Here is a 25,555-nt window from a genome sequence, read left to right as displayed (position 1 = left end):
CTCTTAAAGTTTGAACGACAGGCCGAGGGTAAAGGCCAGGTCGGGGGTACGGCTGTTCAGGCCGCGCGAGACCATCGCGTCGAGCTGGACAGTGTTGGACAGCAGGTAGGCGCCGCCCAGGTCGAAGCTGGCCTGGGTGCCGCCGTCGACGCTGCGCGCGATCTGCGGCATCGCTACTTCGACGAAACCGCGCAGGCGCTCGTTGATCGATTTGCCCAGCACCACGCCGAGGATGGCGTAGCGGTAGCGGCCGGCGTCGCCACGCTCGATGCCGACGCCCGGCATCACGCCCAGCGACATGTCGTTCGGCAGGTCCCACTCGCCGACCACGCGCAGCGACGGGCGCAGGCCCTGGCCGCGATAGGCGCGCGAGCCGCTGTCGAGGTCCGCGTGCAGCAGCACGCCGACCGACGGCAGGTTGCCGGCCGCATCCATGGCATGCCATTTCACGCCGAGCGAGGTGTCGGCATAACCCTTGTCGGTCGTGCGCAGGCCGCCTTCGGTATGGCGGGCGTTGATGCGTCCATCGGTCTCGGCGCGCAGCTCGAAGGTTTCGCCGATGCCATAGCGCAGCAGGGTCGGCGTGGACACGGAGCGGTCGCGCGCTGCGCCGCTGCGGTCGCGCTCGAGCAGCAGGCTGGTTTCGACCTGCAGGCGGCCGTGTCCTACGACGTTGCTGGACTCGACGAAATCGGGACGGTCAGTGGCGATCTCGTCCTGGGCGTGGACTGCCGGGGCGGCGCACAGGGCGAGCGTGGTGATGAGGGCGAAGTGCTTCATGGGCTTCCAAATAGACGGGGGCGCGAACGGTTTGCCGGGGAGCGACAAAAGTTGCATTGAAGAATAATCGGTTGTTTATTCCACCCGCGTCAACATATGCATGCCACATCGTTTGCAAACAACAAACGAAGCGTTGCTGCTGGGCTGCATCAGGCGAAAAAAAACCGCCCGGTCGTCGACCGCGCGGTTTTTTTTACCAACTGGCAAAACTTTTTTAGTGATTGTGCAGGAAGGTCTTGAGCTTGTCCGAGCGCGACGGCTGGCGCAGCTTGCTCATCGCCTTGGCTTCGATCTGGCGGATGCGCTCGCGGGTGACGTCGAACTGCTTGCCGACTTCTTCCAGCGTGTGGTCGTTCGACATCTCGACGCCGTAGCGCATGCGCAGCACCTTGGCTTCGCGCGGGGTCAGGGAGTCCAGCACTTCCTTGATGACGTTGCGCATCGAGGCGTGCAGCGCGGCGTCCAGCGGCGCCAGCGTGGTGTTGTCCTCGATGAAGTCGCCCAGCTGCGAATCGCCGTCCTCGCCCATCGGGGTTTCCATCGAAATCGGCTCTTTCGCGATCTTCATGATCTCGCGAACCTTGTTCTCTGGCATTTCCATCTTCAGGGCCAGGGTCGGCAGGTCCGGCTCGCTGCCGGTTTCCTGCATGATCTGGCGCGAGATGCGGTTCATCTTGTTGATGGTCTCGATCATGTGCACCGGCACGCGGATGGTCCGCGCCATGTCGGCGATCGAACGCGTGATCGCCTGGCGGATCCACCAGGTCGCATAGGTCGAGAACTTGTAGCCGCGGCGGTATTCGAACTTGTCCACGGCCTTGAGCAGGCCGATATTGCCTTCCTGGATCAGGTCGAGGAACTGCAGGCCGCGGTTGATGTATTTCTTGGCGATCGAGATCACCAGGCGCAGGTTGGCCACGGTCATCTCGCGCTTGGCCTGGCGGGCGCGCTTCTCGCCCGCCGCCATCTGCTTGTTGATGCGGCGCAGGTCGGCCAGCGGCAGCGCCACGCGCGCCTGCAGGTCGATCATGCGCTGCTGCAGTTCCTTGATGGCCGGCAGGTTACGGCTGAGCACGGCGCTGTAGGCGTAGGCGCAATCGACTTCGCGGTCGCCCCATTGCAGGTCGGTTTCGTTGCCCGGGAAGACCTTGATGAAGTGGGCGCGCGGCATGCCGCAGCGGTTCACGCAGATGTCCAGCACGGCGCGCTCGATGGCGCGCACTTCGTCCATCTGGTGGCGCAGCGTGTCGCACAGCTTTTCCACGATCTTGGCGGTGAAGCGGATGCCCAGCAGTTCGTTCGAGATGATGGCCTGCGCCTCTTCATACTCGTCCGAGCCGTAGCCGACGGTCTTGAAGGCGTGGCCCATGCGGTCGAACTGGGTTTCGATCAGCGCGAACTTTTCCAGCGCGCTCTTGCGCAGTTGCGCCAGCTGCTCGGTCGAATAGCCGGCCGCGCCGCCGCCGACGGCGCCGTCTTCTTCCTCTTCCTCGACTTCTTCCTCTTCCTCTTCCTCGTCGTCGCCGGCGCGCGTGCTGGCCGGCGCCGCCACCGGGGCCGGGGCCGAGGCGTTATGGTCGACGAAGCCGTCCACCACGTCGTCGATCTTCATGTCGTCGGCGGCGATCTTGTGCGACAGCGCGATGATTTCCGAGATCGTGGTCGGGCAGGCCGAAATTGCCTGCACCATGTCCTTCAGGCCGTCTTCGATGCGCTTGGCGATCTCGATCTCGCCTTCGCGGGTGAGCAGCGACACCGCGCCCATTTCACGCATGTACATGCGGACCGGGTCGGTGGTGCGGCCGAAGTCCGAATCCACGGTCGACAGCGCGGTCGCGGCGGCCGCTTCCACTTCGTCTTCGCTGGTCGCGGTCGGCACGTTGTCCGACAGCAGCATCATTTCCGCTTCCGGGGCGCGCTCGTAGATCGCGATGCCCATGTCGTTGAAGGTCGCGATGATGCCCTCGATCGCTTCCGGATCGACGATGTTTTCCGGCAGCTGGTCGTTGATCTGGGCGTGGGTCAGGTAGCCGCGCTCCTTGCCCATGTTGATCAGGTTCTTCAGCTGGGTGCGGCGCTTTTCCAGTTCCTCGGCAGAGAAATTGGCGGCGGTCGCGCCCGGCAAGCCCTTGGCGCGGCGCTCGCGCAGCTTCGATGCGGCCTTCAGTTCCGAACGCTCGATGGTGTTCAGCGCCGCGACTTCGTCGTTCTCCGGCACGAACTCGCTCGGCTTGCGCCCGCGGCGGCCCGGGACCTTGACCTGCGGCAGCAGGTAACCGGTGGTGTCGATCGCGGCCAGCTTGGCCGCGTCGGTGGTCGAGCTGACCGTGCCCACTGCCGTGGCAGGAGCCGCGGCGACCGGCGCATCGGTGCGGCGGCGGGCGCGCACGGCCTTCGGCGCGTCTTCCGCGGTGTCTGCAACGGCGACCGGCGCCGCGACGGCTTCAGGCGCCGGCGCCGCTTCGGCCTGGGCCGAGTCCGAGGCGGGCTCGGAAGCGGCTTTCAGGGCAGCCAGCTTCGAGGCGCGCTTGCGCACGATTACGGGCGGCGCAGCCGGCGTGGCGGCCGCGGCCGGCTGGTCGTCGCCGGCCGCATCGCTGGCCAAGACCGGCTCGGGAGCGGCCTGCACCGCTTCGACGGCTTCCACCTGCGCCACGACTTCTTCCACCGCCTCGTCCTGCTGGGGCTTGACCGAGGCCAGGCGCGAGCGGGTTTTCACCACCGTGACCTTGGCCGCCGCTTCCGTTTCGAGGAAGTAGGAGGTCGCGGTTTTCGGCACTGCCAGCTGGGCCGTTGCCTTGGCGGGCGTTTTCTTGGCGGTCAGTGTCAGTGTCTTGGCGGTGTTTTTCATAGTCAAACTCTCTCCAGTCGAGGCCGGTGGAAGGCCTGCGAGGTCAATAATCCAGCGGGACCCGCGTGCGGGTCGGATACGGGGAACGGAAGTGGCCCTAGCTGAGGGCAGGCAGGCGGACTTCAAGCACGCATTTCCTCAAGCCGCCCGCATTCGATCGGACGTGGCAGCAGGCAGGCAAGGCAGGTATGGTGTCTAAAATCACGGTATGCATGTCGAAACGAAAAAAAGCCCGTTCGGATCTAACGGGCTTGCTTCTATAGTTCAGGGAACATAGAGGGAAGCGAGATTATGCCGTATTGCAAGAATTGGTGATAATTGATATATCCCATAATGGATATCACCGTGTTGAATATGACACCGCCTGTCGACTTCCCGGCAGGTCTGCGACGGCGCAAGCCGTGCGCAAGGCAAGAGGCGGATCATACACGTTTTTCCGCCAGCACGCCGCGCGGCTGTGGCTGGGCTCGCAAGATTAATAGAAGAAGTACAATACGGCCGCGCTGGCGCACGGGCGCCGTGCTATCCTTCGCATTCCCGTTCTTACCATGAAGTCAATGAATACCATTACTGCAGCAGAGTCCGTCGATACCAACGCCCCCGCCACCCCTGACCTGCCTGCCGAGGCCAGCTCGCCATCCGCCGCTCCGGCCGCCGATGTCGCGGACGAAGCCGGTTCGGCCGACGGGACTGGCGCCGCACCGGTGGCCGAGGCCGTTTCCACCGACGCTGCCGCTCCCGCTGCCGCCGCCCCCGCAAGCGGCCAGCCGGGTTCGGCCCGCGCCCTGCTCAAGCAGCTTCAGCAAGCCTTCCCGGCCTTCCGCGACTGCCTGCCGCTGGCGATCGGCATCGACAAGCAGCTGCTGGCGCGCATGCCGGGCCTGGACCGCAAGACCATGCGTGCCGCCCTGGGCATCCACACCGGCTCGATGCGCTACCTGCGCGCAATGGAAAAAGCCAAGGTGCGCTTCGACCTCGACGGCGCTGCCGGCGCCGAAGTGACCGACACCCACCGCCTGCACGCGAAAGAACTGCTGCAGCAGCGCTTCAAGAAGGAGGCCGACCGCAAGAAGGCCGAGCGCGAAGCGGCTGCCGAAGAAGAAGCGAACCGCCAACGCCAGGAAAAGCTCAAAGCCCTTGCTTCCAAGTTCTCCAAGAATTGATCCGGCGCCGGTGAACGTCGACCCGGAGCTGCTGCCGCCCTACGACGGCATCCGGCTGGCGGACGTGCGCCTGGTGCGCACGCCGCTGGACGCCGCCGCCGCCCTGGCGGCCTTGTCCGCTGCCGACACGATCGGCTTCGACACCGAATCCAAGCCCACCTTCGCCAAGGGCGAAGTCTCGACCGGTCCGCACCTGGTGCAGCTGGCGACCGACGAACTGGCCTACCTGTTCCAGATCGGCAGCGCGGCCAGCGCGCAGACCGCCCTCGCCGTGCTCAAACCGGTGCTGGAATCGGAGGCTATCTTAAAAGTCGGATTCGGCCTGGGGGACGACCTCAAGCGCCTGCGCGCCAAGCTCGGCATCGACACCCGCAATGTGCTCGACCTGTCCACGGCCATGCGCCGCCGCGGCGAGCGCAATACCCTGGGCGCCAAGACGGCCGTGGCGCGCTTCTTCGGGCAAAAGCTCCAGAAGTCGAAACGCATCACCACCACCAACTGGGCCCTGCCCCAGCTGAGCGACAAGCAGGTGCTGTACGCTGCCGACGACGGACACGTGGCGCTGCGGGTGTACCGCCTGTGGAAAGCCAGTCCCGAGCAATAAGCCCGGCTGCGCTCACACGCTGCGTTTCCTCGCCACGAAATAGGCTTCCGGATTGGCCATCGTCCCCAGCAGCGGGAACGGGCTGGCGCTGGCCTTGACCAGCGAGAACCGCTCCGCGATCGCCTTGCGGAATACCCGGTGGTCGAACCCCATGTGCTCGTTGTGCACCTGGACGTCCGGCGGCAGGATCCCGACCGGGCGCTCTTTCGGCGGCATGCCCAGCGCCGCCAGCAGCACGTTTTTCGGCCGCGCATCGAAGGCGCCATAGCGCCGGCTCATGCGGAACATGCCCTTGTACAGCGCCGGCAGGCCCACTTCGACCGGCACCCCGAACACGACTTCCGCATCCGGCCGCAAGAGCGCGTCGACTTCGCCCAGCGACCTGGCGCGCATGGCCAGCGGGATGTGCTCGAAGACCTCGAGGCAGAACAGGACGTCGACCTGCCCTTTCGGCAGCGCGTCGTAGGACGCGTGGAAGGCGATGCGCGGCAGGCCGGCCAGCTCGCGCCTTGCTTCTTCCAGCAGGTCCGAACAGGGCTCGTAGCAGATGATGGTGGCGTTCGGGTAGGCCTGGACCAGGTGCTTGCACAGCTCCCCGCTGCCGGCGCCGAAATCGAGCACGCAACGAACCGCCTCGCGCTGTTTCTGCGTAAAACCCAGGGCGCTGACCAGGCGCTGGCGCTGCAGCCAGCGCTTGATGGGATTCTTGTCCCTGAAGACACCTTCCGTATAGCTCACGCCCATGCCGCACCCCAGTGGCCCAAAGGGGGGCGATTATAGCAAGGGCAAGCCCCGCCGGCCTTGATCCGCGTTATCATCACAGCATCCCCACAATCGGTGCATCCATGAGTGCTTCCCGCATGCGCGTTGCCGCCTTCCTGTCCTTCCTTGCCTGCGCAGCCCAGGCCGCGCCCCAGGCAGTGCCGGACACCCTGGCCCAGCGCCTGGTCGCCTGCACCAGCTGCCATGCGCGCGTCGACGCCGCAGGCAAGCCGGTCAACGACAGCTACTTCCCGCGCATCGGCGGCAAGCCGGCCGGCTACCTGTACAACCAGCTGCTGAATTTCCGCGAAGGCCGGCGCCAGTACCCGCTCATGACCTACCTGGTCGACCACCTGCCCGACGCCTACCTGCGCGAGATCGCCGGCTTCTACGCGGCCCAGGCCCCGAGCGCGCACGCCGCCGCGGCCTCGAACCTCACCCCGCAAGCGGCCGAGCGCGGCCGCCAGCTGGTCTTCGACGGCGACGCCGCGCGCAAGCTGCCGGCCTGCGTGGCCTGCCACGGCCAGCGCCTGCTGGGCGTCGAGCCAGGCATCCCCGGCCTGCTCGGCCTGCCGCGCGATTATGTCAACGCGCAGTTCGGCGCCTGGCGCAACAAGGCGCGCCGCGCCCACGCGCCGGACTGCATGGCCACCATCACCGCCCGCCTCTCGCTCGAGGACGTCGCCGCGGTCTCCGGCTGGCTCGCCGCCCAGCCGGTGCCGGGCGACCCGCGCCCTGCGTCCTCGATCGCGCGCCCACTGCCGATCGCCTGCGGCAGCGCCCCGGAGGCGCCATGAAGAAACGCATTGCATCCCTGGTGCTTGCCGCGATGGCCGCCGCCGCGCTGGCCATCGCCTGGCCGCGCGACGAATTCATCGCCTCGACCTCGCCCGCGGCCTGGGCCGCGACGCCCGACAACATCGCGCGCGGCGCCTATCTGGCGCGCGCCGGCGATTGCGTCGCCTGCCACACCGTGCGCGGCGGCCCCGCGTATGCCGGCGGGCGCGCGCTCGATACGCCCTTCGGCCGCCTGTACGGCCCCAACCTGACGCCGGACCGCGAGACCGGCATCGGCAACTGGAGCGCCGACGACTTCTGGAGCGCCCTGCACAACGGTAAGTCGCGCGACGGCCGCCTGCTCTACCCGGCCTTCCCCTACACGAACTACACGAAGGTCTCGCGCCCCGATTCGGACGCGCTGTTCGCCTATTTCCGCAGCCTGCCGCCAAGCCGCCGGCCCAACACCCCGCACGAACTGGACTTCCCCTACAACCAGCAAGCCATGCTGGCCGGCTGGCGCCTGCTCTATTTCAAGCCGGCCGGCTTCACGCCCCTGCCCACGCGCGGCGCCGAATGGAACCGCGGCGCCTACCTGGTCGAGGGGCTGGGCCACTGCAGCGCATGCCACAGCACCCGCAACCGCCTGGGCGCCGCGGGCGACACGCTGTCGGGCGGCCTGATTCCGACCATCGGCTGGTATGCGCCCTCCTTGACCTCCGGCGGGGAAGCGGGACTGAAAGACTGGGACAAGGAGCACATCGTGGCGCTGCTGCAGACCGGCGTCTCGCCGCGCGGCACCGCCACCGGCCCGATGGCCGAAGTGGTGGCGCGCAGCCTGCAGCACTTGTCGACCCAGGACGTGGGCGCGATGGCCAGCTACCTGCAGTCGCTGCCTGCGCAGGAAGCGCCGGCGCCAAGCGAGGTGCAGCGGCCGGGCGAAGCGCTGCTGGCCGAGGGCAAGCGGCTCTACGGCAGCCATTGCGTGGACTGCCACGGGGCCGACGGCAAGGGCAAGGCGCCGGCCTACCCGCCGCTGGCGGGCAACCGCGCGGTCACGCTCACGCCGGCCGTGAACGCGATCCGGATCGTGCTCAATGGCGGCTTCCCGCCTGGCACGAAAGGCAATCCACGTCCCTATGGCATGCCGCCCTACAGCCACGAGCTGAACGACGCCCAGGTGGCGGCGGTGCTGACCTATGTGCGCGCCAGCTGGGGCAATGCGGCGCCGCCGGTGGCCACGCCGGACGTGAACCGCTACCGCAGCGTGCCGCTGGACTGAGGCGCCCGCCAGGTGGCAGCTGCCGTCACCTGGCAGCGGATTTCCGCCGCCTTTGCTCCGGAGCTTGCCCTGATGTGACAGTTGTCGTATGATTGCGTCACCAGTCACAAAGGAGGCTATCATGTCCATCCCTTCCGTTACCGAACTGACGCTGCTGAAATGCCTGTGGCGCCAGCACCCCCTGTCCGCCCGCGAGCTGCACGAGCAGGCCGAGCCCGAGCTGCAGTGGTCGTATTCTTCCACCCGCAAGACGCTCGAGCGGATGGTGGAAAAGCAGATGGTCATCCTGGCCACCAGGCATGGCGTCAACGTCTATACGGCGGCGCTGGACAAGATCGAAACCCTGGCCGCCTTCACCCGCGATTTCGGGCGCCGCGTGATGGAGATGGACGCGCCGCTGCCGGTCAACATGTTCACCGGTTCGAAGCTGGTCAACCATACCGAGCTGGCCGAGCTCGAACAGCTGCTGCAAGACTGGCCCGAGGCCAAGGAGTGAACATGAGCTTGTCGAACTTCCCCTTGCTGTTCCTGCAGGCGAGCCTGACTACCCTGCTCGCGTCCAGCCTGGCCTGGGCGCTGCTGCAGCTGGCGCGCCGGCACTGGCCGGGCCTGGACGCCCGGCGCAGCCCCTGGCTGGCCGCGCTGCTGGCCGGCGTCCTCGCGCTGGTGCTGCTGCCCGGCGCCGCGCAACTGAGCCTGTTCGCGGCCGCGCCGCAGTCTTCCAGCGCGGGGCCGGCTTCGGCCAATCCGGCGCTGGCGGTCATGGACCTGCTGCCGGGCGGCGCCGACGACCTGGCCGCCGACGACAGCGTGAGCACGCTGGCCTGGTTCTGGCTGGCTATCTACCTGGCCGGCGGCGCCTGGCAGGCATGGCGCTGGCGGCGGGTGCGGCGCAAACTGACTGCGCTGCTCGGCCTGGCCGACCGCCTGGACGGCCCGGCCCTGTCGGCCCATCCCGCCTTCGCCCGCCATCGCGGCCTGCTTCCGCCGGTGCTGGAAATCGATGCGCCGGTGTCGCCGATGCTGGCGGGCCTGCTCCACCCTGTCCTGCTGCTGCCGCGCCATGTGCGCAGCTTGCCGCCGGCGCAGCAGGAACTGGTCGTGGCCCACGAACTGGCGCACCTGCGCCGCCGCGATCACCTGTGGCAGCACGTCGCCGGTTTGCTGCAGGCGGCGCTGTGGTTCGTCCCGGCCGCCCACGGCTTGCGGCGCCGCCTGCAGTGGTCGCTGGAACTGGGCTGCGACCGCGCCGTGCTGGCCGGCCGTTCGGCCGGCGAGCGCCGCCACTACGCCGCTGCCCTGCTGGCGCAACTGGGCGTGCAGGTCCGCGCGGGCCCCGGCCCTGCCTTCGGACTGCGCGGCGGCGAGGCCGTGGCCCAACGCATCGGCCTGATCCGCGACGCCAGGGCGGCGGCGCATGCACCCTGGGCCGGCACGGCCGCCCTGCTGCTCCTGCCCGGCCTGTGCGGCGCCAGCGTGCTGCTGCAGCCGCAGTTCGCGTGGAACCAGGCGGCGCCTGCCACGCCCTCGATGGCTGTCGGCACGCCAGCGCAGGCAAGCGCAGCAACATGGCAGGCGCCGCTGGCCACGCTGCGCGTGACCAGCCCCTTCGGCTCCGTCAACCGTCCCGGCGGCAAGCCGCATGGCGGCATGGACCTGGGCGCTGCCCGCGGTACGCCCGTCGTGGCGCCGGCCGCCGGCAGGGTCGCGGCCTCGACCGACCGCTACTCGGGCGGCGCGCGCTACGGCAAGGTCGTCGTGCTCGAGCACGGGGACGGCACCAGCAGCCTGTATGCCCACCTCGACGCCCGCCTGGTGCAGGCGGGCGACATGGTGCGCGCCGGCCAGCAAATCGCGCGCACCGGCGCCACCGGCAAGGTGACCGGTCCCCACCTGCATTTCGAGGTCGCGCGCCACGGCGCCAACATCGATCCGCAAGCCTTGCTCGGCAGCGCTCCCGACTGATCCCTGGACTGGATACCGATGCTTCGCACAACCAAGAAACGACTGCTGCTGGCGCTGCCGGCGGCCCTGGCGGCCTACCTCGCCCTTGTCGCCTGCTGGGCCTGGGCCAGCTTCGACCAGGCCATGGCCGGCGCAGGCGCCCCGGCGGCCGGCCAGCTCTCGGCGCGGCAGACCGCGATCCTGACCATGGTGGAAGATCCCAGCTTCTTCAGCCATCGGGGCGTGAGCCTGGCGCCGGGCCAGGGCCTGGCCACGATCTCCTCGGCCGTGGCGCGCGACGTCTACCTGTACGGCGCACCCTTCACCGGCGGCGCCGGCGCATTGCAGGGGCTCTACCGCGGCGTCTTCGATTGCTGCAGGAAGATCGATTTCGGACGCGACGTGATGGCCATGGTGCTCGACGCCAGACTGCCCAAGGAGCAGCAGCTGGCGCTGTACGTGTCCCAGGTCTACATGGGCACCCACGAAGGCCGCCAGATCCGGGGCCTGCCCCAGGCCGCCGAAAGCTACCTGGGCAAGCCGCTGGACGCCACGACGACGGACGAATTCATCGGCCTGGTCGCCATGATCAAGGCGCCCAACGCCTTCCATCCGCTCAAGCACCCTGGCGCCTACGACACCCGCGTGGCCCGGGTACGCGCCCTGGTCGCCGGCACCTGCCGTCCCGCCGGCTGGTTCGACACGAAGCTCGAACACTGCAGCCCGGCTGCACCGGGCTCTTCCACACCCACTCCTTAAATCACCATGCACACCATTCGAACCGGCAGCGCCTGCGCGCTGCTGCTGGCGGCGCACGCCTGTGCCTGCGCCCAGTCCATCCCGATCCAGCAGGTCGTCGTCACGGCCGACGCCGCCAACGGGCGCGCGCAGTCGACCACCACCAGCATCGTCGTCGGGCGCGACGAACTGCTGCGCCAGGGCGACACCAGCCTGGCCGACGTCCTGAAGCGCCAGCCCGGTATCACCATCGACGCCGGCGCCGGCAAGGCGCCGGAAGTGCGCATGCGCGGCATGGGCGCGGGTCATGTGGCGATCCTGCTGGGTGGCCTGCCCGCGCCCAGCGGCTTCTCGCTCGAATCGATCAGCCCCGACCTGGTCGAGCGCATCGAGGTCAAGCGTGTTGCCACCGCCGAGACGAGCAGCCAGGCGATGGCGGGCACCATCAACGTGATCCTGCGCCGCGCCGCCACGCCGCGCGGCGCCAGCGCCAACGAACTCAAGGCCGGCGGCGCGATGAACTCAGGGCGCCTGGCCCCGCAACTGGTGGTCCAGCACGGCGGCCGCGCCGGGTCGCTCGCCTATTCAGGCAGCGCCACCTTGCGGCGCCAGGTGAACCCGGTTGCCGCCCTCACCCTGGAGCAGGGCGGCAATCCGGCCCTGCTGCGCCGCACGCAATGGACCGACCGCCAGGTCGAAGACCTGCTGGAACTGGCGCCGCGCCTGTCCTGGCAGGCGACGGCGGCCGACACCGTCACCGCCAGCGGCTACCTGCGCACGCGCCATATCGACAACGCCAAGCGCGAAGAAGAAAGCACCGAGATCGGCGCGCCGACGGCCTTCCCGCACGCCGACCATCGCTACGAAACCCGCCCGCTCAACGCCTATGCCGACCTGGCCTGGACCCGCAGGCTGGACGCCGGCGCCAGGCTGGCCATGACCCTGTCGGGCTTCTACACGAAGCGCGACGCCGCATTCGCGTACCGCGGACAGGACCTGCAGGACCGCCTGCTCGAATCCCACCTGGTCGCCTCCGGTCCCATCGAGCGCGACCTGAGCTTCAGCGGCAGCTGGCGCCGCCCACTGTGGGGCAGCCATGCGCTGGCCGCGGGCTGGCAAGTCGGGCGCAAGGGCCGCAGCGAATACCGGCGCGAGCGCCACCTCGACCCTGGCGGCGCCCAGTTGCTCTTCAGCGACGAGTCCTACCGCGCCACCGTGGCGCGCAGCGCCTTCTTCATCCAGGACGAATGGGATATCGGCAGCAGCTGGTCCGCCTATGCCGGCCTGCGCCGCGAAGACCTGCATACCAGCGGCGAAGGCAATGCCGACGCCCCGGTGGACGTGGACGCGGGCGCCTGGAGCCCGGTGTTCCAGGCGCTGTTCAAGCCTGCCCGGCCAGACACCGACACCGGGCCGCGCGACCAATTCCGCCTGGCCGCGAGCCGCACCTACAAGGCGCCGAACATCGTCCAGCTGATGCCGCGCCGCTACACGGTCGACAACAACAACAGCGCCACCAACCCCGACCAGCAGGGCAATCCAGGCTTGCGTCCGGAACTGGCGCTGGGGATCGACCTGGCCTGGGAACGCTATTTCGGCAAAAGCGACATGGTGAGCGTCAGCGCCTTCCACAAGCGCATCGGCGACATCACGCTCACGCGGGTCGAGCAGAAGCAGGGAATATGGACCGCGACGCCGGTCAATGCGGGCGACGCCACCGTGAGCGGGATCGAGTTGGAGGGCCGCGCCACGCGCGGGGCGCTGGCGGGCCGCATCAACCTGGCGCGCAACTGGTCGCGCGTGGACAGCGTGCCGGGGCCGGATAACCGCATCGAGGGCCAGGCCGCCTTCAGCGGCAATCTTGGAGTGGACTACACCGCGCCGGCGGCCGGCGTCGACCTGGGCGGCAACTTCAGCTACCGCGGCCGGGTCGCGCAGCGCTCGAACGCCCTCTTCTTCAGCGACAAGGCCGCGGACCGCCAGCTCGACCTGTACGCCTTGTGGAAGCGCCCCGGCGGGTCGCGGCTGCGGCTGTCGGTCTCGAACCTGCTGCAGCGCGACTACAGCGAGCGGCTGCTGGTCGAGGGCGAGCGCGCGCTGGGCCGGACCACGCTCTACCGCCTGCGGCCGGTGTGGCGCCTGATGTAGGAACAGGCGCTGTAAGCCGGCCGGCTAGACCATGTCCGCGAACGACACCCGGTCGGTCGTGGCATTGCGCGCATCTTCGACCCGCACCTTGTGCGAGGCCAGCAGCTGCTCGAGCGACGCATTCATCGTGTGGCAGCCGGCGTCGCGCCCGGCATTCATGTGGGCGCGGATGCCGCCCACGTCGCCGCTTTCCAGCATGCGCATGATCGCCGGGCTCGGGGTCAGGCATTCGGTGGCCAGGTGATAGCGGTTGCCTTCGACGGATGGCAGCAGCGCCTGGCACAGCACGCCGCGCAGCGCGTGGGCCAGCGCCTGGGCCTGGGCTTCGGAATTACCCAGCAGGCGCAGCATCTTCTGCAGGCCCAGTTCCGTCGAGCGTGCATGCAAGGTGGCCAGCACCAGCGGGCCCGATTCGGCCAGGGCCAGCGCTTCCTGGGCCGTTTCGGCGTCGCGGATCTCGCCGATGACGATCACGTCCGGGCGCTCGCGCAGGGCGTCGAGGGCGCCGAGGTAGTAGCTTTCGACGTCGCCGTCCACGCCCACCTCGCGCTGGGTGATGATGCATTTGCGCTGCGGGATCAGGGTCTCGACCGGGTCTTCGATGGTGATGATGTGGCCCGAGCGGTGCTTGTTGATCTCGTCGATCATCGAGGCGATGGTGGTCGACTTGCCCTGGCAGGTGTCGCCGATGATCAAGACCAGGCCGCTGTTGAGGCGGGCGAATTCCTGCTCGTCCTTCCACAGGCCCAGCTCGGACAGCGCCACCGGCTCCTTCGGGAAGCGGCGGATCACGCAGCCCAGGCGCTTCTTGCCCTGGAACGAGAAGCAGTTGGCGCGGATGCGCGCCGTGTGCAGGTCGATCGAGCGGTCGAATGCGCGCACCTGGATGCGCTCGTTCCAGTTCGGCTCGATCACGTCGAAGAATTCTTCCAGCTCTTCCTTGGTGATCGGCGAATCGGTCACCGCCACCAGCCCTTTCGGCTGGCGCAGCATCAGCGGGCTGTTCTGGTGAATGATGATGTCCGAGAACACCAGGCGCGAATTGAGCAGGTGGAGGATCTGCTCGACCAGGGTGCCGAATACCGGATGGTCTTCGTTCTCGATATACGACAGGGTGGGGATCTGCGAGGACTGGTGATGTTCCATCTGGCCGGCACTTAGGAAAAGGTTAACTGGTGCCGGATATTATAGAACCATGCTTCGCCGAAAGATTGCAAAACTGAAAGAATAATTTCGGCGCGGCCGTCAGCGTCCCAAACTCGCAACGATGCGCTCGCCGAACAGGGTCACCGCCACGCCCAGCGCCACCACGCCGGCGCCCAGCATGCGAATGCCCGACACCTTCCTCGCGGCCATGTGGATCAGCCCGAAGTGGTCGATCGCCATCGAAGTCACCAGCTGGCCGGCGATCACCAGCACGATCAGGCTCAGCAGCCCGATCCGCGGCGCCAGGAACACCGTGCCGAAGACAAAGGCCGCGCCCAGGAAGCCTCCTGCGAACTTCCACGCAGGCTGGACGGCCAGAGCCGCTAAGGTCGGGCCCAGCCCGCCGCGCGAGATCGCCATGCCACCGAGCACGATGGTGCCGCAGGCAAAGGACACGAAGGCGGCGACCACGGAATTGGCGCCGATCGACGAGGCCAGCTGGGTATTGACGGCCGCCTGGACCGACATCGCGACGCCGACGCAGAAGGCCATCACTAACAGGATTACGTTCATGCTTGCTTCCTCCGGCATGGAACCGGGGCAAAAAGCGCACGATTCTAGTGCAAACCGGCCGTTCCGGATAGGGATGCCGTGCGCATGCCCAGGCTGCAGCCTGTCCCGCCACGGCGCATTCTGGGCCGTAAGCTGTGCAATTCGCGCATGGGGCATGCGCCAGGCCCGGCATTTGCCTAGGATGGCTTCATCGACAAACGCTTTTAACGGAGACCACCATGAACAAGACCACCTCGTCCGCCACCGGCCTGCGCGCCGTCGCCCTGGCCACCGCCCTCGTGGCCGCCATCGCCTGCGCCGCCACCCCGACCTACGCCGGGGAGTGGCCGTGGGGCGGCGAACAGGTGCAAGGCAGCGGCAGCATCAAGCGCCAGCAGCGCCAGGTCTCGCATTTCACCGGCCTGGCCTTCGAAGTGCCGGGCAAGCTCGAACTGCGCCTGGGCGACACGGAATCGGTCACCATCGAAACCGACGACAACCTGTTGCCGCTGGTCGAAACCGTGGTGGAGAACGGCACCCTGAAGATCCGTCCTTCCAAGCGCAACATGAACCTGAAGACCCGCAACCTCAAGATCGTGGTGCAGGCGCGCCAGATCGAGCGCCTGGCGCTGGGCGGCTCCGGTTCGGTCGATGCCGACGTGCTGCGCGCGCCGCGCCTGGACATCGACCTGGGCGGCTCGGGCGAAATCAACGTGCGCAGCCTGGAAAGCGAGGCCGTGGCGGTGAGCCTGGGCGGCAGCGGCGACTTCAAGGCCGCCGGCGGCAATGCGCGCAAGCTGTCGGTGTCGATCGGCGGCTCGGGCACGGTGGACATGGGGCGGGTGCAGTCCGACAGCGCCAGCATCAGCGTAGCCGGCTCCGGCGAAGCCACCGTCTGGGCGCGGCATGAACTGAGCATGACCATCGCCGGCTCGGGCGACGTCAATTACTACGGCGACCCGCGCGTGAGCAAGTCGGTCATCGGCTCGGGCGATGCGCGCCGGATCGCGGCGGCGCCGCGCTAAGCGGGCGCGCAACGAACATGGCCGGCAGATGCCGGCCATTTTTTTTGAGATCAGTGCCCCGCGTGGGCGCTGTGCGTCAGCGGCTTGACCGGCACCTTGACCGTCACGTCCTGGCGCTTGCCGGCTGCATCCTGCACGCTCAGGGTCAAGGCGACCGTCTCGCCCTCCTTCACCTGGCGCTTCAGGTCCATCAGCATGACATGGTAGCCGCCGCTGGCCAGGTTCACCGCTTTCCCCGCCGGCAGCTCGATGGCCTCGACGCGGCGCATGCGCATGGTCTGGCCGTCCATCGCCATCTCGTGCAGCTCGGCGCGGCCGGCCACCTCGGCCTGCACGCCCACCAGGCGCATCGGCTGGGCCGACTGCACCCGCATGAAGGCGCCGGTCACCTTCTGCTGCGGCACCGTGGCGCGGATCCAGGGATCGAGCACGCTCACCTGGGCGAGGGCGGAAGCGGAAATCAGGCTGCCTGCAAGCAGGGCGAGAAGCTGTCGGGTCATGTGCGGCACCAGGTAGTCATGGAAGGGGAATTAAATTATAGCGAGCCGCGCAGGTATTCGCGCTCGACCAGCACCGTGTCGGCGCCGTCGGTCAGCCAGATCTGGCTGTCCTGGATCGTGCACTGCAGCTGCATGTTGCGCTTGGCCATCTTCTCGAGCTGGCTGCTGGTCTCGCTCGGGATGTTGATCACCGAGACGTTGCGCGCGCGGTCGATCTTGTTGGCGATCCCCTTGAACCAGATGTCGCTGGTGGCGCTGTAGCTGTACACCACGACCTTGTCGGAACGCCCGGCCGCCTTCAGGATGCGCTTCTCGTCCGGCTGGCCGACTTCGATCCAGGTCTGGATCGCGCCGGTCAGGTCCTTCAGCCACAGGGCCGGCTCCTCGACGTCGAACAGGTCCTTGGTGAACGCCAGGGCCGGGTCGGCGTGCAGCGCAAAGGCCAGCACGCGGATCATCACGCGCTCGTCGGTTTCCGACGGGTGGCGCGCGATGGTCAGGGTGTGGTCGCCGTAGTAGTTGCGGTCCATGTCGGCAATCGACAGGTCGGCCTTGTAGATGGTTGCTTTGATAGCCATGGTGCCTGGTGAGTGGGGTAGCGGGTCTGGATTAACCCGCTATTGTCGCATGCGCCGCACGCCGGCGCGACCTTGGAGGTATAGTCTCGTTGCCAACATTGACCAGGAGACCAGCATGACCAACGCATTCCCGCCGAACCAGCAGTTCCGCCTTGCCGCCCGCCCGCTCGGCATGCCGCGCAGCGAAGACTGGCTGTTCCACGAAGAAGCCGTGGCGGAACCGGGCGACGGCGGGATCGTCGTCAAGGTGCTCTACCTGTCGCTGGACCCGGCCATGCGCGGCTGGATGAACGAAGGTAAATCCTATATCCGCCCGGTGGCCATCGGCGAAGTCATGCGCGCCGGCGGCCTCGGGATCGTGGTCGCATCGAGGTCCCCGCGCTTCGCCGTGGGCGACCATGTGGTCGGCGGCACCGGCGTGCAGCGCTACTGGTCCGGCCCGGCCGACGACAAGACCGCCGCGTTCACGAGGATCGACCCCACCCTTGCCCCGCTCACGGCCTGGCTCAACACCCTGGGCACGCCCGGCATGACGGCCTACTTCGGCCTGCGCGAAGTCGGCCAGCCCAAGGCCGGGGAGACCGTGGTGGTCTCGGGCGCGGCCGGCGCGGTCGGCATGACGGTCGGCCAGGTGGCGAAAAAGATGGGTTGCCGCGTGGTCGGCATCGCCGGGGGCGAAGACAAATGCCGCTACGTAGTCGAGCAGCTCGGTTTCGACGCCTGCATCGACTACAAGGCCGGCCCGGTCCACGCAGGACTGAAGCAGCACTGCCCGCAGGGCGTGGACGTCTATTTCGACAACGTCGGCGGCGACATCCTGGACGCGGTGCTCACCCGCATCAACATGAAGGCGCGCATCGTCATTTGCGGCGCCATCTCGCAGTACAACGCGACCGCCCAGGTCAAGGGCCCGGCCAACTACCTGTCGCTGCTGGTGAACCGGGCGCGCATGGAAGGCATGGTGGTGTTCGACTACGCGCCGCGCTATGCCGAAGGCGTCGCGGCGCTCGCAGGCTGGATGCAGGAAGGCAGCGTCAAGAGCCATGAACATGTGACCGAAGGCTTCGAGCGCTTCCCGGAAGCGCTGCTCATGCTTTTCGAAGGCAAGAACCTGGGCAAGCTGGTGCTGAAGGTGGCCGACGCCTGAGCGCCTGCCGATTGATACAGGAAGGCCGGTTTGCAAGCTCAACTGGCGTTCCTTTTGATCCATCGCATATTCAGGATGGATGGACTAAACTTGTTCTCCTAAGGCGCGTCTATATCGCTTTGGCGCGGCGCGCCAAATTCCTGATGCGAGGAGACCATGATTCCATTCCCCGAACCCGTCCGCGGGCCAGGCGCCGGCCGGGAGGCGCCATGCATCCGCTAGACGCGCCCGAGCCGCCCGACGGCATCCTGGCCCAACTGCGCGCCGACCATGCGCGCGTGCGCGCCATGTTCCACGAATTCGCCATGCTCGATGGCGAGGAAGAAGAGCGGCGCGAGCGCCTGGTCGACGACCTGTGCGACGAGCTCACGCTGCATGCCACGCTCGAAGAAGAGCTGTTCTACCCGGCGCTGCGCGCCGTGGTCGACGACAGCCTACTCGACAACGCGGAGCTCGAGCACGACAGCGCGCGCGAGCTCATCGCGCAGCTCGAGACCCTGTTCCCCGAAGACGACTTTTTCGACGCCACCGTCGCCGTGCTGGCCGAAGAAGTGGCGCACCACGTCGCGCAGGAAGAAACCCTGCTGTTCCCTGCCCTGGCGCGCGCCGGCGTCGACCAGGTCGCGCTCGGCCAGCGCCTGCGCGCGCGGCGCCTGCAGCTGCAGATGGACGCCGCCTCGCCGCCGCCGGCCATCGACGGCGCCGAACCGCGCGGGCTGCTGCGCGGCGCCCTGGGCCAGCTGCGCGAGCGGCGCGCGCGGCCGCGCTAGCGCCGGCCCGCGCAGGTTCAGTCCGACGGAACTAACGCCCAAGGCGTGCCTCTAAACGGCACGAGCGCAGCCATACAGGCGTTCGCGGGTTCCCACTTCGACAGCACACAGGCAGACAAGGAGAGCGACATGGCGACGAGTAAAGAGAACGGCAAGGGCGCGGGCAGCCAGTCCGGCAGCGTACAGAAAGCCGGCAGCGGCAGCGGCACCCCGGCCAAGCGCGGTTTCGCGGCGATGGACCAGAACCAGCAGCGTGAAATCGCCAGCAAGGGCGGCCAGGCGGCACACCAGAAAGGCACCGCCCACGAGTTCGATTCCGAAGAAGCACGCCGCGCCGGTCAGAAAGGCGGCGAGGCAGTAAGCCGCAACCGCGCCCACATGGCCGACATCGGGCGCAAGGGCGGCGAAAGCCGGCAATCCGCACAGCGCGCCGCGGCGGCAGCGAAGAATGCCGGCAACCGCCAGGGCGGCAAGGAAGGCTAGGCCCACGGCGCAATCCCATCCCCATGCGGTCTTTCTCCCTGACCGCCGATGCCACACCACGGCGCGCAGCCCGGCGCCGTGGCCCTCGGGACCGCAAGCGCACGCTGTGTTACATTGCGGCCCCTATGCACAAGCTTCCCTACCTCACGGCCTATCCCGACGCGCTGCGCACCCAGGTCGCCGCGCTGGTCGACGCCGGGCGGCTCGGCGAAGTGCTCCTGCAGCGCTATCCCGCGGCCCACGGCATCCGCACCGACAAGGCGCTCTACGCCTACGTGCAGGACCTCAAGGACAACTACCTGCGCCAGGCCGAGCCGGTCGCCAAGGTCGCCTTCGACAGCAAGATCCACGTGGTGCAGCATGCGCTCGGGCTGCACACGGCCATCTCGCGGGTGCAGGGCAGCCGTCTCAAGGCCAAGCACGAGATCCGCGTGGCCAGCGTGTTCCGCGACGCCCCGCTGCCCTTCCTGCGCATGATCGCGGTACACGAGCTGGCGCACCTGAAGGAAAAAGACCACGACAAGGCCTTCTACAAGTTGTGCTGCTGGATGGAGCCGGCATACCACCAGCTCGAATTCGACCTGCGGCTCTACCTCACCTGGCTGGACCTCGGCGGAAACCGCCTGTGGATGGCGGGCGAAGAGCGCGTTGCCATCTCACAACAAAGCTTGTCAGACTGATTCATTGCCACATGTAAAGATCTCGACTTTCCCATGTCCCTTGGGTAAAGTCTGAGGCGTCGCGTTCTCCGGTCGCGCATCCCTCAGCTCCCGTGCCGCCCGGCCGCAATATTAAACACGATGACGTACACAATTCTTCATGACGCCGCCTACCTGCCGGCCGTGCTGCGCGCTGGCATCCTCGGCTGCAGCCTGCTGGGCGCCGGCGCACAGGCGGCCGACGCCACGGCCTGGAAGTTCTCCGGTTTCGGCACCCTCGGCGCCGTGCACGCCAGCACCCGCACTGCCGACTACACCTCGACCATCCTGCGCGCCACCGGCGCCGGCGCCAGCGAGCGCTGGAGCCCGGACGTGGACAGCCGCCTCGGCGCCCAGCTCGACGTGTCCCGGGGCAGCTGGTCGGGCGTGGTGCAGCTGGTGAGCGAGCAAAGCATGACCGGCAGCTACCGCCCGCGCATCGAATGGGCCAACGTGAAATACCAGCTCACCCCGGACGTCGCCGTGCGCGTCGGCCGCATCGCGCTGCCGGTGTTCCTGGCCGCCGACTACCGCAAGGTCGGCTACACCCTGCCCTGGGTGCGCACCCCGGTGGAAGTCTACGGCGCCCTGCCGCTGTCGAGCAGCGACGGCGTCGACGCCACCTGGCGCTGGAGCACGGGCGACGTGCGCCATGCCACCCAGGCGTTCTACGGCCGCACCGACACCGAACTGTTCGACAACAACCGCCTGCGCGCGCGCGGTATTGCCGGGCTCTCGCACAGCATCGAACGCGGCGCCCTGAGCGCGCGTGCCTCGCTCCTGAGCGGCAAGCTGACCACCGGGGTCGCGGGCGAGGTGTTCAGCGCCCTGCGCGCCTTCGGCCCCCAGGGCGCCGCGATCGCGGAACGCTACGCAATCGACGACAAGCGCGTGGCCATGGTCAGCGCCGGCCTGAATTACGACCCGGGCCAGTGGTTCGTCAGCGCGGAAGTCGGCAGCAACTACACCCGGACACTGCTCGGGCGGACCACCTCGATGTACCTCGGCGGGGGTTACCGCTTCGACGCGCTGACGCCCTACCTTGGCTACGCCAAGGTGCGGGCCCACGGCGCCGTCAGCGATCCGGGCTTGCCGCTGGCCGCCCTGCCGCCGCGCTTGCGGCCCACCGCGGCCCTGGTCAACGCCGGCCTAAACTCCTACCTGGCGACTATCCCGGTGCAGAGCACCCTGAGCGCCGGCCTGCGCTGGGATGCGGTCGACAATGTCGCGTTCAAGGCCCAGTACGACCGGGTGCGCCCCACCGGCGGCTCGCGCGGCACCCTGATCAACCGGCAGGCCGATTTCCGCTCCGGCGAGACGGTTCATGTCGCGAGCGTCGCGCTCGACTTCGTGTTCTGAGGCGGCGCATGGGTATCCCACTCCACTCCCTGCTCGCCACCGCCGCGCTGCTGCTGGCCGTCTCTAGCAACGCCGCGGCCGAACTGGTGGTCATCGTGTCGGCGCGCAGCCCGGCCCCGGCGCTCTCGGGCGACCAGGTCGCCGCGATCTTCCTCGGCCAGGCCGGTCGCTTCCCCGACGGCGCCGAGGTCATGGCGCTGGACCAGCGTATCGGCTCGATCGAACGCAACCATTTCTACCAGCAGGTCGCCGGCAAGACCCCGGCCCTGCTCAAGGCGCACTGGTCGAAAATGGTCTTCACCGGCCGCGGCCAGCCGCCGCGCGAAGCCGCCGACAGCAGCGCGGTGCGGCGCATGGTGGCCGACAATCCGTCCCTGATCGGCTATATCGACCGCTCCGCCCTGGACGGCAGCGTGCGCCCGGTCCTGGTGCTGCGCTGAGGCGATGAAAGCCGTCCTGGCCGAACACCCGCTTCCGCGCCCGGCGCCGCCTGCCGCGCGCCGCACGGCCTTCGCGCGCCTGCTCGGGCGCGGGTTGGAAACCCATATCTCGCTGCCGCTGTTCGCACTGGTGCTGATCGTGGCCCTGTGGATCGCGACCCTGCAGGTGATCCGGGCCGATGAAACCGCCGCGCGCGAGGCCGCCCGCAACGCCACCCGCGAGCTGGTCGACACCTATGAAGCGCAGATGGCGCGCAGCCTGAGCAGCATCGACCAGACCCTGCGCGTGATGCAGTACGCGGTCGCCATGAACGGCCCGAACCAGGCGCTGGGCGCGATGAGCGCCAAGGGCCTGCTGCCGCCGGGGCTGGTGTTCCAGGTGGCGATCACCAACGACGCCGGCCGCGTCCTGGCCAGCAATCCGGGCACCACCATCGGCGGCGACGTCTCGCGCGCCCCCTGGTTCACTTTCCACCGCGACCGCGACAGCGATACGCCTTTCGTCAGCGAGACCATCGGGCGGGACGAGCCGCACGTGGTCTTCTCGCGCCGCATCGACGACGCCGACGGCCGTTTCGCCGGCGTCGCCACCCTGGCCGTGGACCCGGCGTATTTCACCAGTTCCTACGAATACTCGCGCCAGGGCCAGCGCGGCCTGCTCGGCGTGGCCGGACGCGACGGCGTGGTGCGCGCCGTACGCACCGGCGAGCAGGTCGGATGGGGCCAGCGCATCGCCGCCGGCAAGCCGGACCAGGTGCTGCTGGGCCCCAGTCCGCTCGACGGCGAACCACGCTATCGCAGCGTGCGCCCCCTGAACGGCTTCCCGCTGGTGGCGATGGTGGGCCTGTCCGAGGCCGAGCAGATGGCCGATTTCCACCAGCAGCGCCGCGCCTTGCTGCTGGGCGCCAGCGCCGGCAGCGCGCTGCTGGCGGTGGTGGTCCTGCTGGTCAGCGCCTGGTCCTGGCAGCTGGCCAAGGCGCGCCGGCGCGAGCGCCTGGCGCAGGAAACCTATGCCGCCGCCTCCGAGGCCAGCCTGGATGCCTTCTTCGTGCTGCGCACGCTGCCGGGCGCCTGCGGCGCGGTGGCCGACTTCATCATCGAGACCACCAATACCCGCGCGGAGCAGCTCACCGCGCTGCCCAAGGCGAAGATGGAAGGCCGGCCGATGTCGGTCATGCTCCCGGCCCACATCGGCGAGGGGATCTTCGGCGACCTGGCGGCGGTGGCCACCGACGGCGTCGCGCGCGAAGCCGAGTGGCTGGCCGAACTGCCGCACAACCCGGCCTGCTGGCTGCACCGCCAGGTGGTGCCGGTCGAAGGCGGCGTGGTCGTCATCGTGCGCGACATCACCGAGCGCAAGCTCGCAGAGCAGCGCATCCGCCACCTGGCCCACCACGACGAGCTCACCGGCCTGCCCAACCGCAGCCTGCTGCGCGACCGCCTCGGCCAGGCCATCCGCGACGCCGAGCGCAAGGGCGGCAGCGTGGGCCTGGCCTTCATCGACCTTGACGGCTTCAAGCTGGTCAACGATGGCCTCGGCCACAATGCCGGCGACGAGCTGCTCAAGGTGGTGGGCGCGCGCATGGGCCGCTGCCTGCGCCGCAACGACACGCTGGCGCGCTTCGGCGGCGACGAATTCGTGATCCTGCTGCCCGAGCTGTCGGGCGACCCGCTGGCCATCACCCCGTTGCTGGAAAAGGTGCGCCAGGCCGTGACCGAGCCGGTCGAGCTGGAAGGCCAGGAAGTACAGGTCAGCTGCAGCATGGGCGTGGTGCTCTACCCGCGCGACGGGCTCGATGCCAATGCGCTGATGATGAACGCCGATGCGGCCATGTACCGCGCCAAGGAACACAAGAACAGCTTCCAGTTCTACGCCAGCGAGATGAATGCCAGCGTCGAGGAAAAGCTGGTGCTGCTCGAAGGAATGCGCACCGCGCTGGAAACCTGCGCCGGCCCGTCCTGCCAGTTCCAGCTGCTGTACCAGCCCAAGGTCGACCTGCGTACCGGCCAGGTGTTCGGCGTCGAGGCGCTGATCCGCTGGAACCACCCCGAACACGGCCTGATCTCGCCGCTGCGCTTCATCGGCCTGGCCGAGGAAAGCGGCATGATCGTGGCGCTGGGCGAATGGGTGGTGCGCACCGCCTGTTTCCAGGCCCAGGCCTGGCGCGCCGCCGGCCTGCCGCCGCTGGCGGTGTCGGTCAACGTCTCGGCCAGGCAGTTCGAGGAAAAGCGCCTGGTCGAGCGCATCGCCGGCGCCCTGCGCGACAGCGGCCTGCCGCCGCAGGCGCTCGAAGTCGAAGTCACCGAAAGCTCGATCATGCGCGACCTGGCGCGCTCGGTGGACAAGATGCGCGAGCTCGAGGCGATGGGCGTGTCGCTCTCGATCGACGATTTCGGCACGGGTTACTCCAGCCTGTCGGCGCTGAAATCCTTCCCGATCAGCCGCCTGAAGATCGACAAGAGTTTTGTCAGCGACCTGGCCGAGAGCCTGGACGACCAGGCCATCGCGATGGCGGTAATCTCGCTCGGCCACAAATTGAACCTGCGCGTGATCGCCGAAGGCGTCGAGACCGCGCAGCAGCGCGACTTCCTGCGCGCCAATGACTGCGACGAGATGCAGGGCTACCTGTTCAGCCGCCCGGTGCCTGCCGAGCGCATTGCGGAGATGCTGGCCGCCCCGACGACTTGCGAGGAGTCTCCTTGACCCTGCTGCACCGTTTCACCCTCCTGCTGTGCGGTAGCGATCCGGGGATGCGCCGCATGCTCAAATACTGGGCCGCCACCTGCGTCCTCTACGTCGCCTGCATCGGCCTGCTGCTGGTGCAGGTCGAGCTGGGACTGAGCCGCCCTGCCGCGGCGAACGGCCTGATCGTCTTCGGCGGCTGCGGCGCCTTCCTGTTCTACCTGCTCATTCGCGCCAATGCCCGGGTCCAGCTCGCGGCCGACCAGCTGGCCGTCGCCCAGGCCGTGTTCTCGCTGGTGTGCGGCTGCTGGGCCTATGCGATCTCGGGCCCACTGCGCGCGGCCATGCTGATCATGACGGTGGTGATCATCGTGTTCTGCATGTTCGCCCTGCGCCCGCGCCAGACCCTGGTGCTCACGGGCGCGGCCATTGCCGGCATGGGCGCCACCATGTGGTGGCTGCAGGCGCACGACCCGCTGCGCTTCCCGCCGGCGAACGAAGCGCTGACCTTCGGCTACCTGGCAGGCGCGCTGGTCTCGACGGCGCTGCTGAGCGGCGAGATGAGCAAGCTGCGCTCGCGCCTGAAGCGCCAGAAGCGCGAGCTGACCGAAGCGCTTGGCACCATCCGCGTGCTGGCCACCGTCGACGAGCTCACTTCGCTGGTCAACCGCCGCCACATGAACGAAGTGCTGGAAGCGGAAGAGCGGCGCCATGCCGCGGGCGCCGCCACCTGCATCGCCCTGCTCGACATCGACTTCTTCAAGCAGGTCAACGACCGCCACGGCCACGCCGTCGGCGACGCCGTGCTGCGCTGCTTCTCAAGCGCCGCACGCGCCTGCCTGCGCGAAGGCGACGTGCTGGCGCGCTGGGGCGGCGAGGAATTCCTGCTGCTGCTGCCCAACGCTCAGCCAGCCGACGCGCGCGCCGTGCTCGAACGCATGGCCGAGCGCGTGCACACGATGCTGGTGCCGGGCCTGGACGAACGCCGCATCAGCTTCTCGGCGGGCCTGGCCACGCGCTGCGTGGGCGAACCCTTCGCCGACGCCATCAGCCGCGCCGACAAGGCGCTCTACCAGGCCAAGGAGGCCGGTCGCGACCGGATCGTGCTGGCCTGAAGCGCCGCCC

At 68.3% G+C, this 25,555-nt stretch carries 24 protein-coding genes; 17 read left to right on the top strand and 7 right to left on the bottom strand.

Going from position 1 to position 25,555, the window contains the following annotated elements; translation table 11 throughout:
* Nucleotides 1–3 precede the first annotated feature (3 nt).
* A complete protein-coding gene (locus AC3XQU_RS15640) occupies nt 4–780 on the bottom strand; it encodes a transporter (RefSeq protein ID WP_489875083.1) in 777 nt (258 codons plus the stop codon).
* Nucleotides 781–994: 214 nt separating this feature from the next.
* On the bottom strand, nt 995–3,631 hold the full coding sequence (rpoD, locus tag AC3XQU_RS15635; protein ID WP_489875082.1) for an RNA polymerase sigma factor RpoD: 2,637 nt from the start codon (nt 3,629–3,631) through the stop codon (nt 995–997).
* Nucleotides 3,632–4,335: 704 nt separating this feature from the next.
* Between rpoD and AC3XQU_RS15630 the strand changes: the two genes are divergently transcribed.
* Nucleotides 4,336–4,794, top strand: coding sequence for a ProQ/FINO family protein (locus AC3XQU_RS15630; protein WP_489875136.1), 459 nt, complete (start codon nt 4,336–4,338; stop codon nt 4,792–4,794).
* A 10-nt stretch (nt 4,795–4,804) separates the two neighbouring features.
* Entirely contained in the window at nt 4,805–5,398 is a 594-nt protein-coding gene (locus AC3XQU_RS15625) for a 3'-5' exonuclease (protein WP_489875081.1), read from the top strand.
* A gap of 12 nt (nt 5,399–5,410) precedes the next feature.
* Here AC3XQU_RS15625 and AC3XQU_RS15620 read toward each other — a convergent pair whose 3' ends face one another.
* Nucleotides 5,411–6,136, bottom strand: coding sequence for a class I SAM-dependent methyltransferase (locus AC3XQU_RS15620; RefSeq protein WP_489875080.1), 726 nt, complete (start codon nt 6,134–6,136; stop codon nt 5,411–5,413).
* A gap of 107 nt (nt 6,137–6,243) precedes the next feature.
* Between AC3XQU_RS15620 and AC3XQU_RS15615 the strand changes: the two genes are divergently transcribed.
* The 6 genes from AC3XQU_RS15615 to AC3XQU_RS15590 all read left to right on the top strand — a co-directional run bounded on the left by AC3XQU_RS15615 (nt 6,244) and on the right by AC3XQU_RS15590 (nt 13,049).
* Nucleotides 6,244–6,957, top strand: coding sequence for a c-type cytochrome (locus AC3XQU_RS15615; protein WP_489875079.1), 714 nt, complete (start codon nt 6,244–6,246; stop codon nt 6,955–6,957).
* The gene (locus AC3XQU_RS15610; protein WP_489875078.1) at nt 6,954–8,219 is read left to right on the top strand and encodes a c-type cytochrome; all 1,266 of its coding nucleotides are present in this window, start codon (nt 6,954–6,956) and stop codon (nt 8,217–8,219) included. Before AC3XQU_RS15615 ends, AC3XQU_RS15610 begins: the two co-directional genes overlap by 4 nt.
* A 121-nt stretch (nt 8,220–8,340) precedes the next feature.
* Nucleotides 8,341–8,715, top strand: a complete 375-nt coding sequence (locus AC3XQU_RS15605) for a BlaI/MecI/CopY family transcriptional regulator (protein ID WP_489875077.1) — start codon at nt 8,341–8,343, stop codon at nt 8,713–8,715.
* Nucleotides 8,716–8,717: 2 nt separating this feature from the next.
* Nucleotides 8,718–10,184 (top strand): peptidoglycan DD-metalloendopeptidase family protein, encoded by a 1,467-nt coding sequence (locus AC3XQU_RS15600; RefSeq protein WP_489875076.1) that lies wholly within the window; start codon nt 8,718–8,720, stop codon nt 10,182–10,184.
* 18 nt (nt 10,185–10,202) lie between these two features.
* A complete protein-coding gene (locus AC3XQU_RS15595; RefSeq protein WP_489875075.1) occupies nt 10,203–10,922 on the top strand; it encodes a transglycosylase domain-containing protein in 720 nt (239 codons plus the stop codon).
* A 6-nt stretch (nt 10,923–10,928) separates the two neighbouring features.
* Nucleotides 10,929–13,049, top strand: a complete 2,121-nt coding sequence (locus AC3XQU_RS15590; protein WP_489875074.1) for a TonB-dependent receptor plug domain-containing protein — start codon at nt 10,929–10,931, stop codon at nt 13,047–13,049.
* A 24-nt stretch (nt 13,050–13,073) separates the two neighbouring features.
* Here AC3XQU_RS15590 and AC3XQU_RS15585 read toward each other — a convergent pair whose 3' ends face one another.
* On the bottom strand, nt 13,074–14,195 hold the full coding sequence (locus tag AC3XQU_RS15585) for a type IV pilus twitching motility protein PilT (RefSeq protein WP_489875073.1): 1,122 nt from the start codon (nt 14,193–14,195) through the stop codon (nt 13,074–13,076).
* 99 nt (nt 14,196–14,294) lie between these two features.
* Nucleotides 14,295–14,768 (bottom strand): DMT family transporter, encoded by a 474-nt coding sequence (locus AC3XQU_RS15580; RefSeq protein ID WP_489875072.1) that lies wholly within the window; start codon nt 14,766–14,768, stop codon nt 14,295–14,297.
* Between the two features lie 218 nt (nt 14,769–14,986).
* Between AC3XQU_RS15580 and AC3XQU_RS15575 the strand changes: the two genes are divergently transcribed.
* Nucleotides 14,987–15,772 carry a head GIN domain-containing protein gene (locus tag AC3XQU_RS15575; protein ID WP_489875071.1) on the top strand — a complete coding sequence of 262 codons (786 nt, stop codon included), beginning with the start codon at nt 14,987–14,989 and terminating at the stop codon, nt 15,770–15,772.
* 50 nt (nt 15,773–15,822) lie between these two features.
* Here the strand turns inward: AC3XQU_RS15575 and AC3XQU_RS15570 are convergent, their stop codons facing one another.
* Both AC3XQU_RS15570 and AC3XQU_RS15565 read right to left on the bottom strand, forming a co-directional pair.
* The gene (locus tag AC3XQU_RS15570; protein ID WP_489875070.1) at nt 15,823–16,272 is read right to left on the bottom strand and encodes a copper chaperone PCu(A)C; all 450 of its coding nucleotides are present in this window, start codon (nt 16,270–16,272) and stop codon (nt 15,823–15,825) included.
* A 35-nt stretch (nt 16,273–16,307) separates the two neighbouring features.
* Entirely contained in the window at nt 16,308–16,850 is a 543-nt protein-coding gene (locus AC3XQU_RS15565; RefSeq protein ID WP_489875069.1) for a YaeQ family protein, read from the bottom strand.
* A 115-nt stretch (nt 16,851–16,965) separates the two neighbouring features.
* On the opposite strand from AC3XQU_RS15565, the gene AC3XQU_RS15560 reads away from it, so the two are divergent.
* The 8 genes from AC3XQU_RS15560 (at nt 16,966) to AC3XQU_RS15525 (ending at nt 25,545) form a co-directional block, all read left to right on the top strand.
* Nucleotides 16,966–17,997: an NADP-dependent oxidoreductase gene (locus AC3XQU_RS15560; protein ID WP_489875068.1), complete on the top strand. Its 1,032-nt coding sequence runs from the start codon at nt 16,966–16,968 to the stop codon at nt 17,995–17,997.
* Between the two features lie 209 nt (nt 17,998–18,206).
* The gene (locus tag AC3XQU_RS15555; RefSeq protein ID WP_489875067.1) at nt 18,207–18,767 is read left to right on the top strand and encodes a hemerythrin domain-containing protein; all 561 of its coding nucleotides are present in this window, start codon (nt 18,207–18,209) and stop codon (nt 18,765–18,767) included.
* 129 nt (nt 18,768–18,896) lie between these two features.
* Nucleotides 18,897–19,250 (top strand): KGG domain-containing protein, encoded by a 354-nt coding sequence (locus tag AC3XQU_RS15550; protein ID WP_489875066.1) that lies wholly within the window; start codon nt 18,897–18,899, stop codon nt 19,248–19,250.
* Between the two features lie 125 nt (nt 19,251–19,375).
* On the top strand, nt 19,376–19,930 hold the full coding sequence (locus tag AC3XQU_RS15545) for a YgjP-like metallopeptidase domain-containing protein (protein WP_489875065.1): 555 nt from the start codon (nt 19,376–19,378) through the stop codon (nt 19,928–19,930).
* Between the two features lie 120 nt (nt 19,931–20,050).
* Nucleotides 20,051–21,307, top strand: coding sequence for a hypothetical protein (locus AC3XQU_RS15540; RefSeq protein WP_489875064.1), 1,257 nt, complete (start codon nt 20,051–20,053; stop codon nt 21,305–21,307).
* Nucleotides 21,308–21,315: 8 nt separating this feature from the next.
* Nucleotides 21,316–21,747 carry a phosphate ABC transporter substrate-binding protein gene (locus AC3XQU_RS15535; RefSeq protein WP_489875063.1) on the top strand — a complete coding sequence of 144 codons (432 nt, stop codon included), beginning with the start codon at nt 21,316–21,318 and terminating at the stop codon, nt 21,745–21,747.
* A 4-nt stretch (nt 21,748–21,751) separates the two neighbouring features.
* A complete protein-coding gene (locus AC3XQU_RS15530) occupies nt 21,752–24,451 on the top strand; it encodes a bifunctional diguanylate cyclase/phosphodiesterase (RefSeq protein WP_489875062.1) in 2,700 nt (899 codons plus the stop codon).
* Nucleotides 24,448–25,545, top strand: coding sequence for a GGDEF domain-containing protein (locus tag AC3XQU_RS15525; RefSeq protein ID WP_489875061.1), 1,098 nt, complete (start codon nt 24,448–24,450; stop codon nt 25,543–25,545). Before AC3XQU_RS15530 ends, AC3XQU_RS15525 begins: the two co-directional genes overlap by 4 nt.
* Nucleotides 25,546–25,555 lie beyond the last annotated feature (10 nt).

This window comes from Telluria sp. AZSoR62, from assembly GCF_058111565.1.
This window is presented reverse-complemented; position numbering and strand designations above follow the sequence as displayed.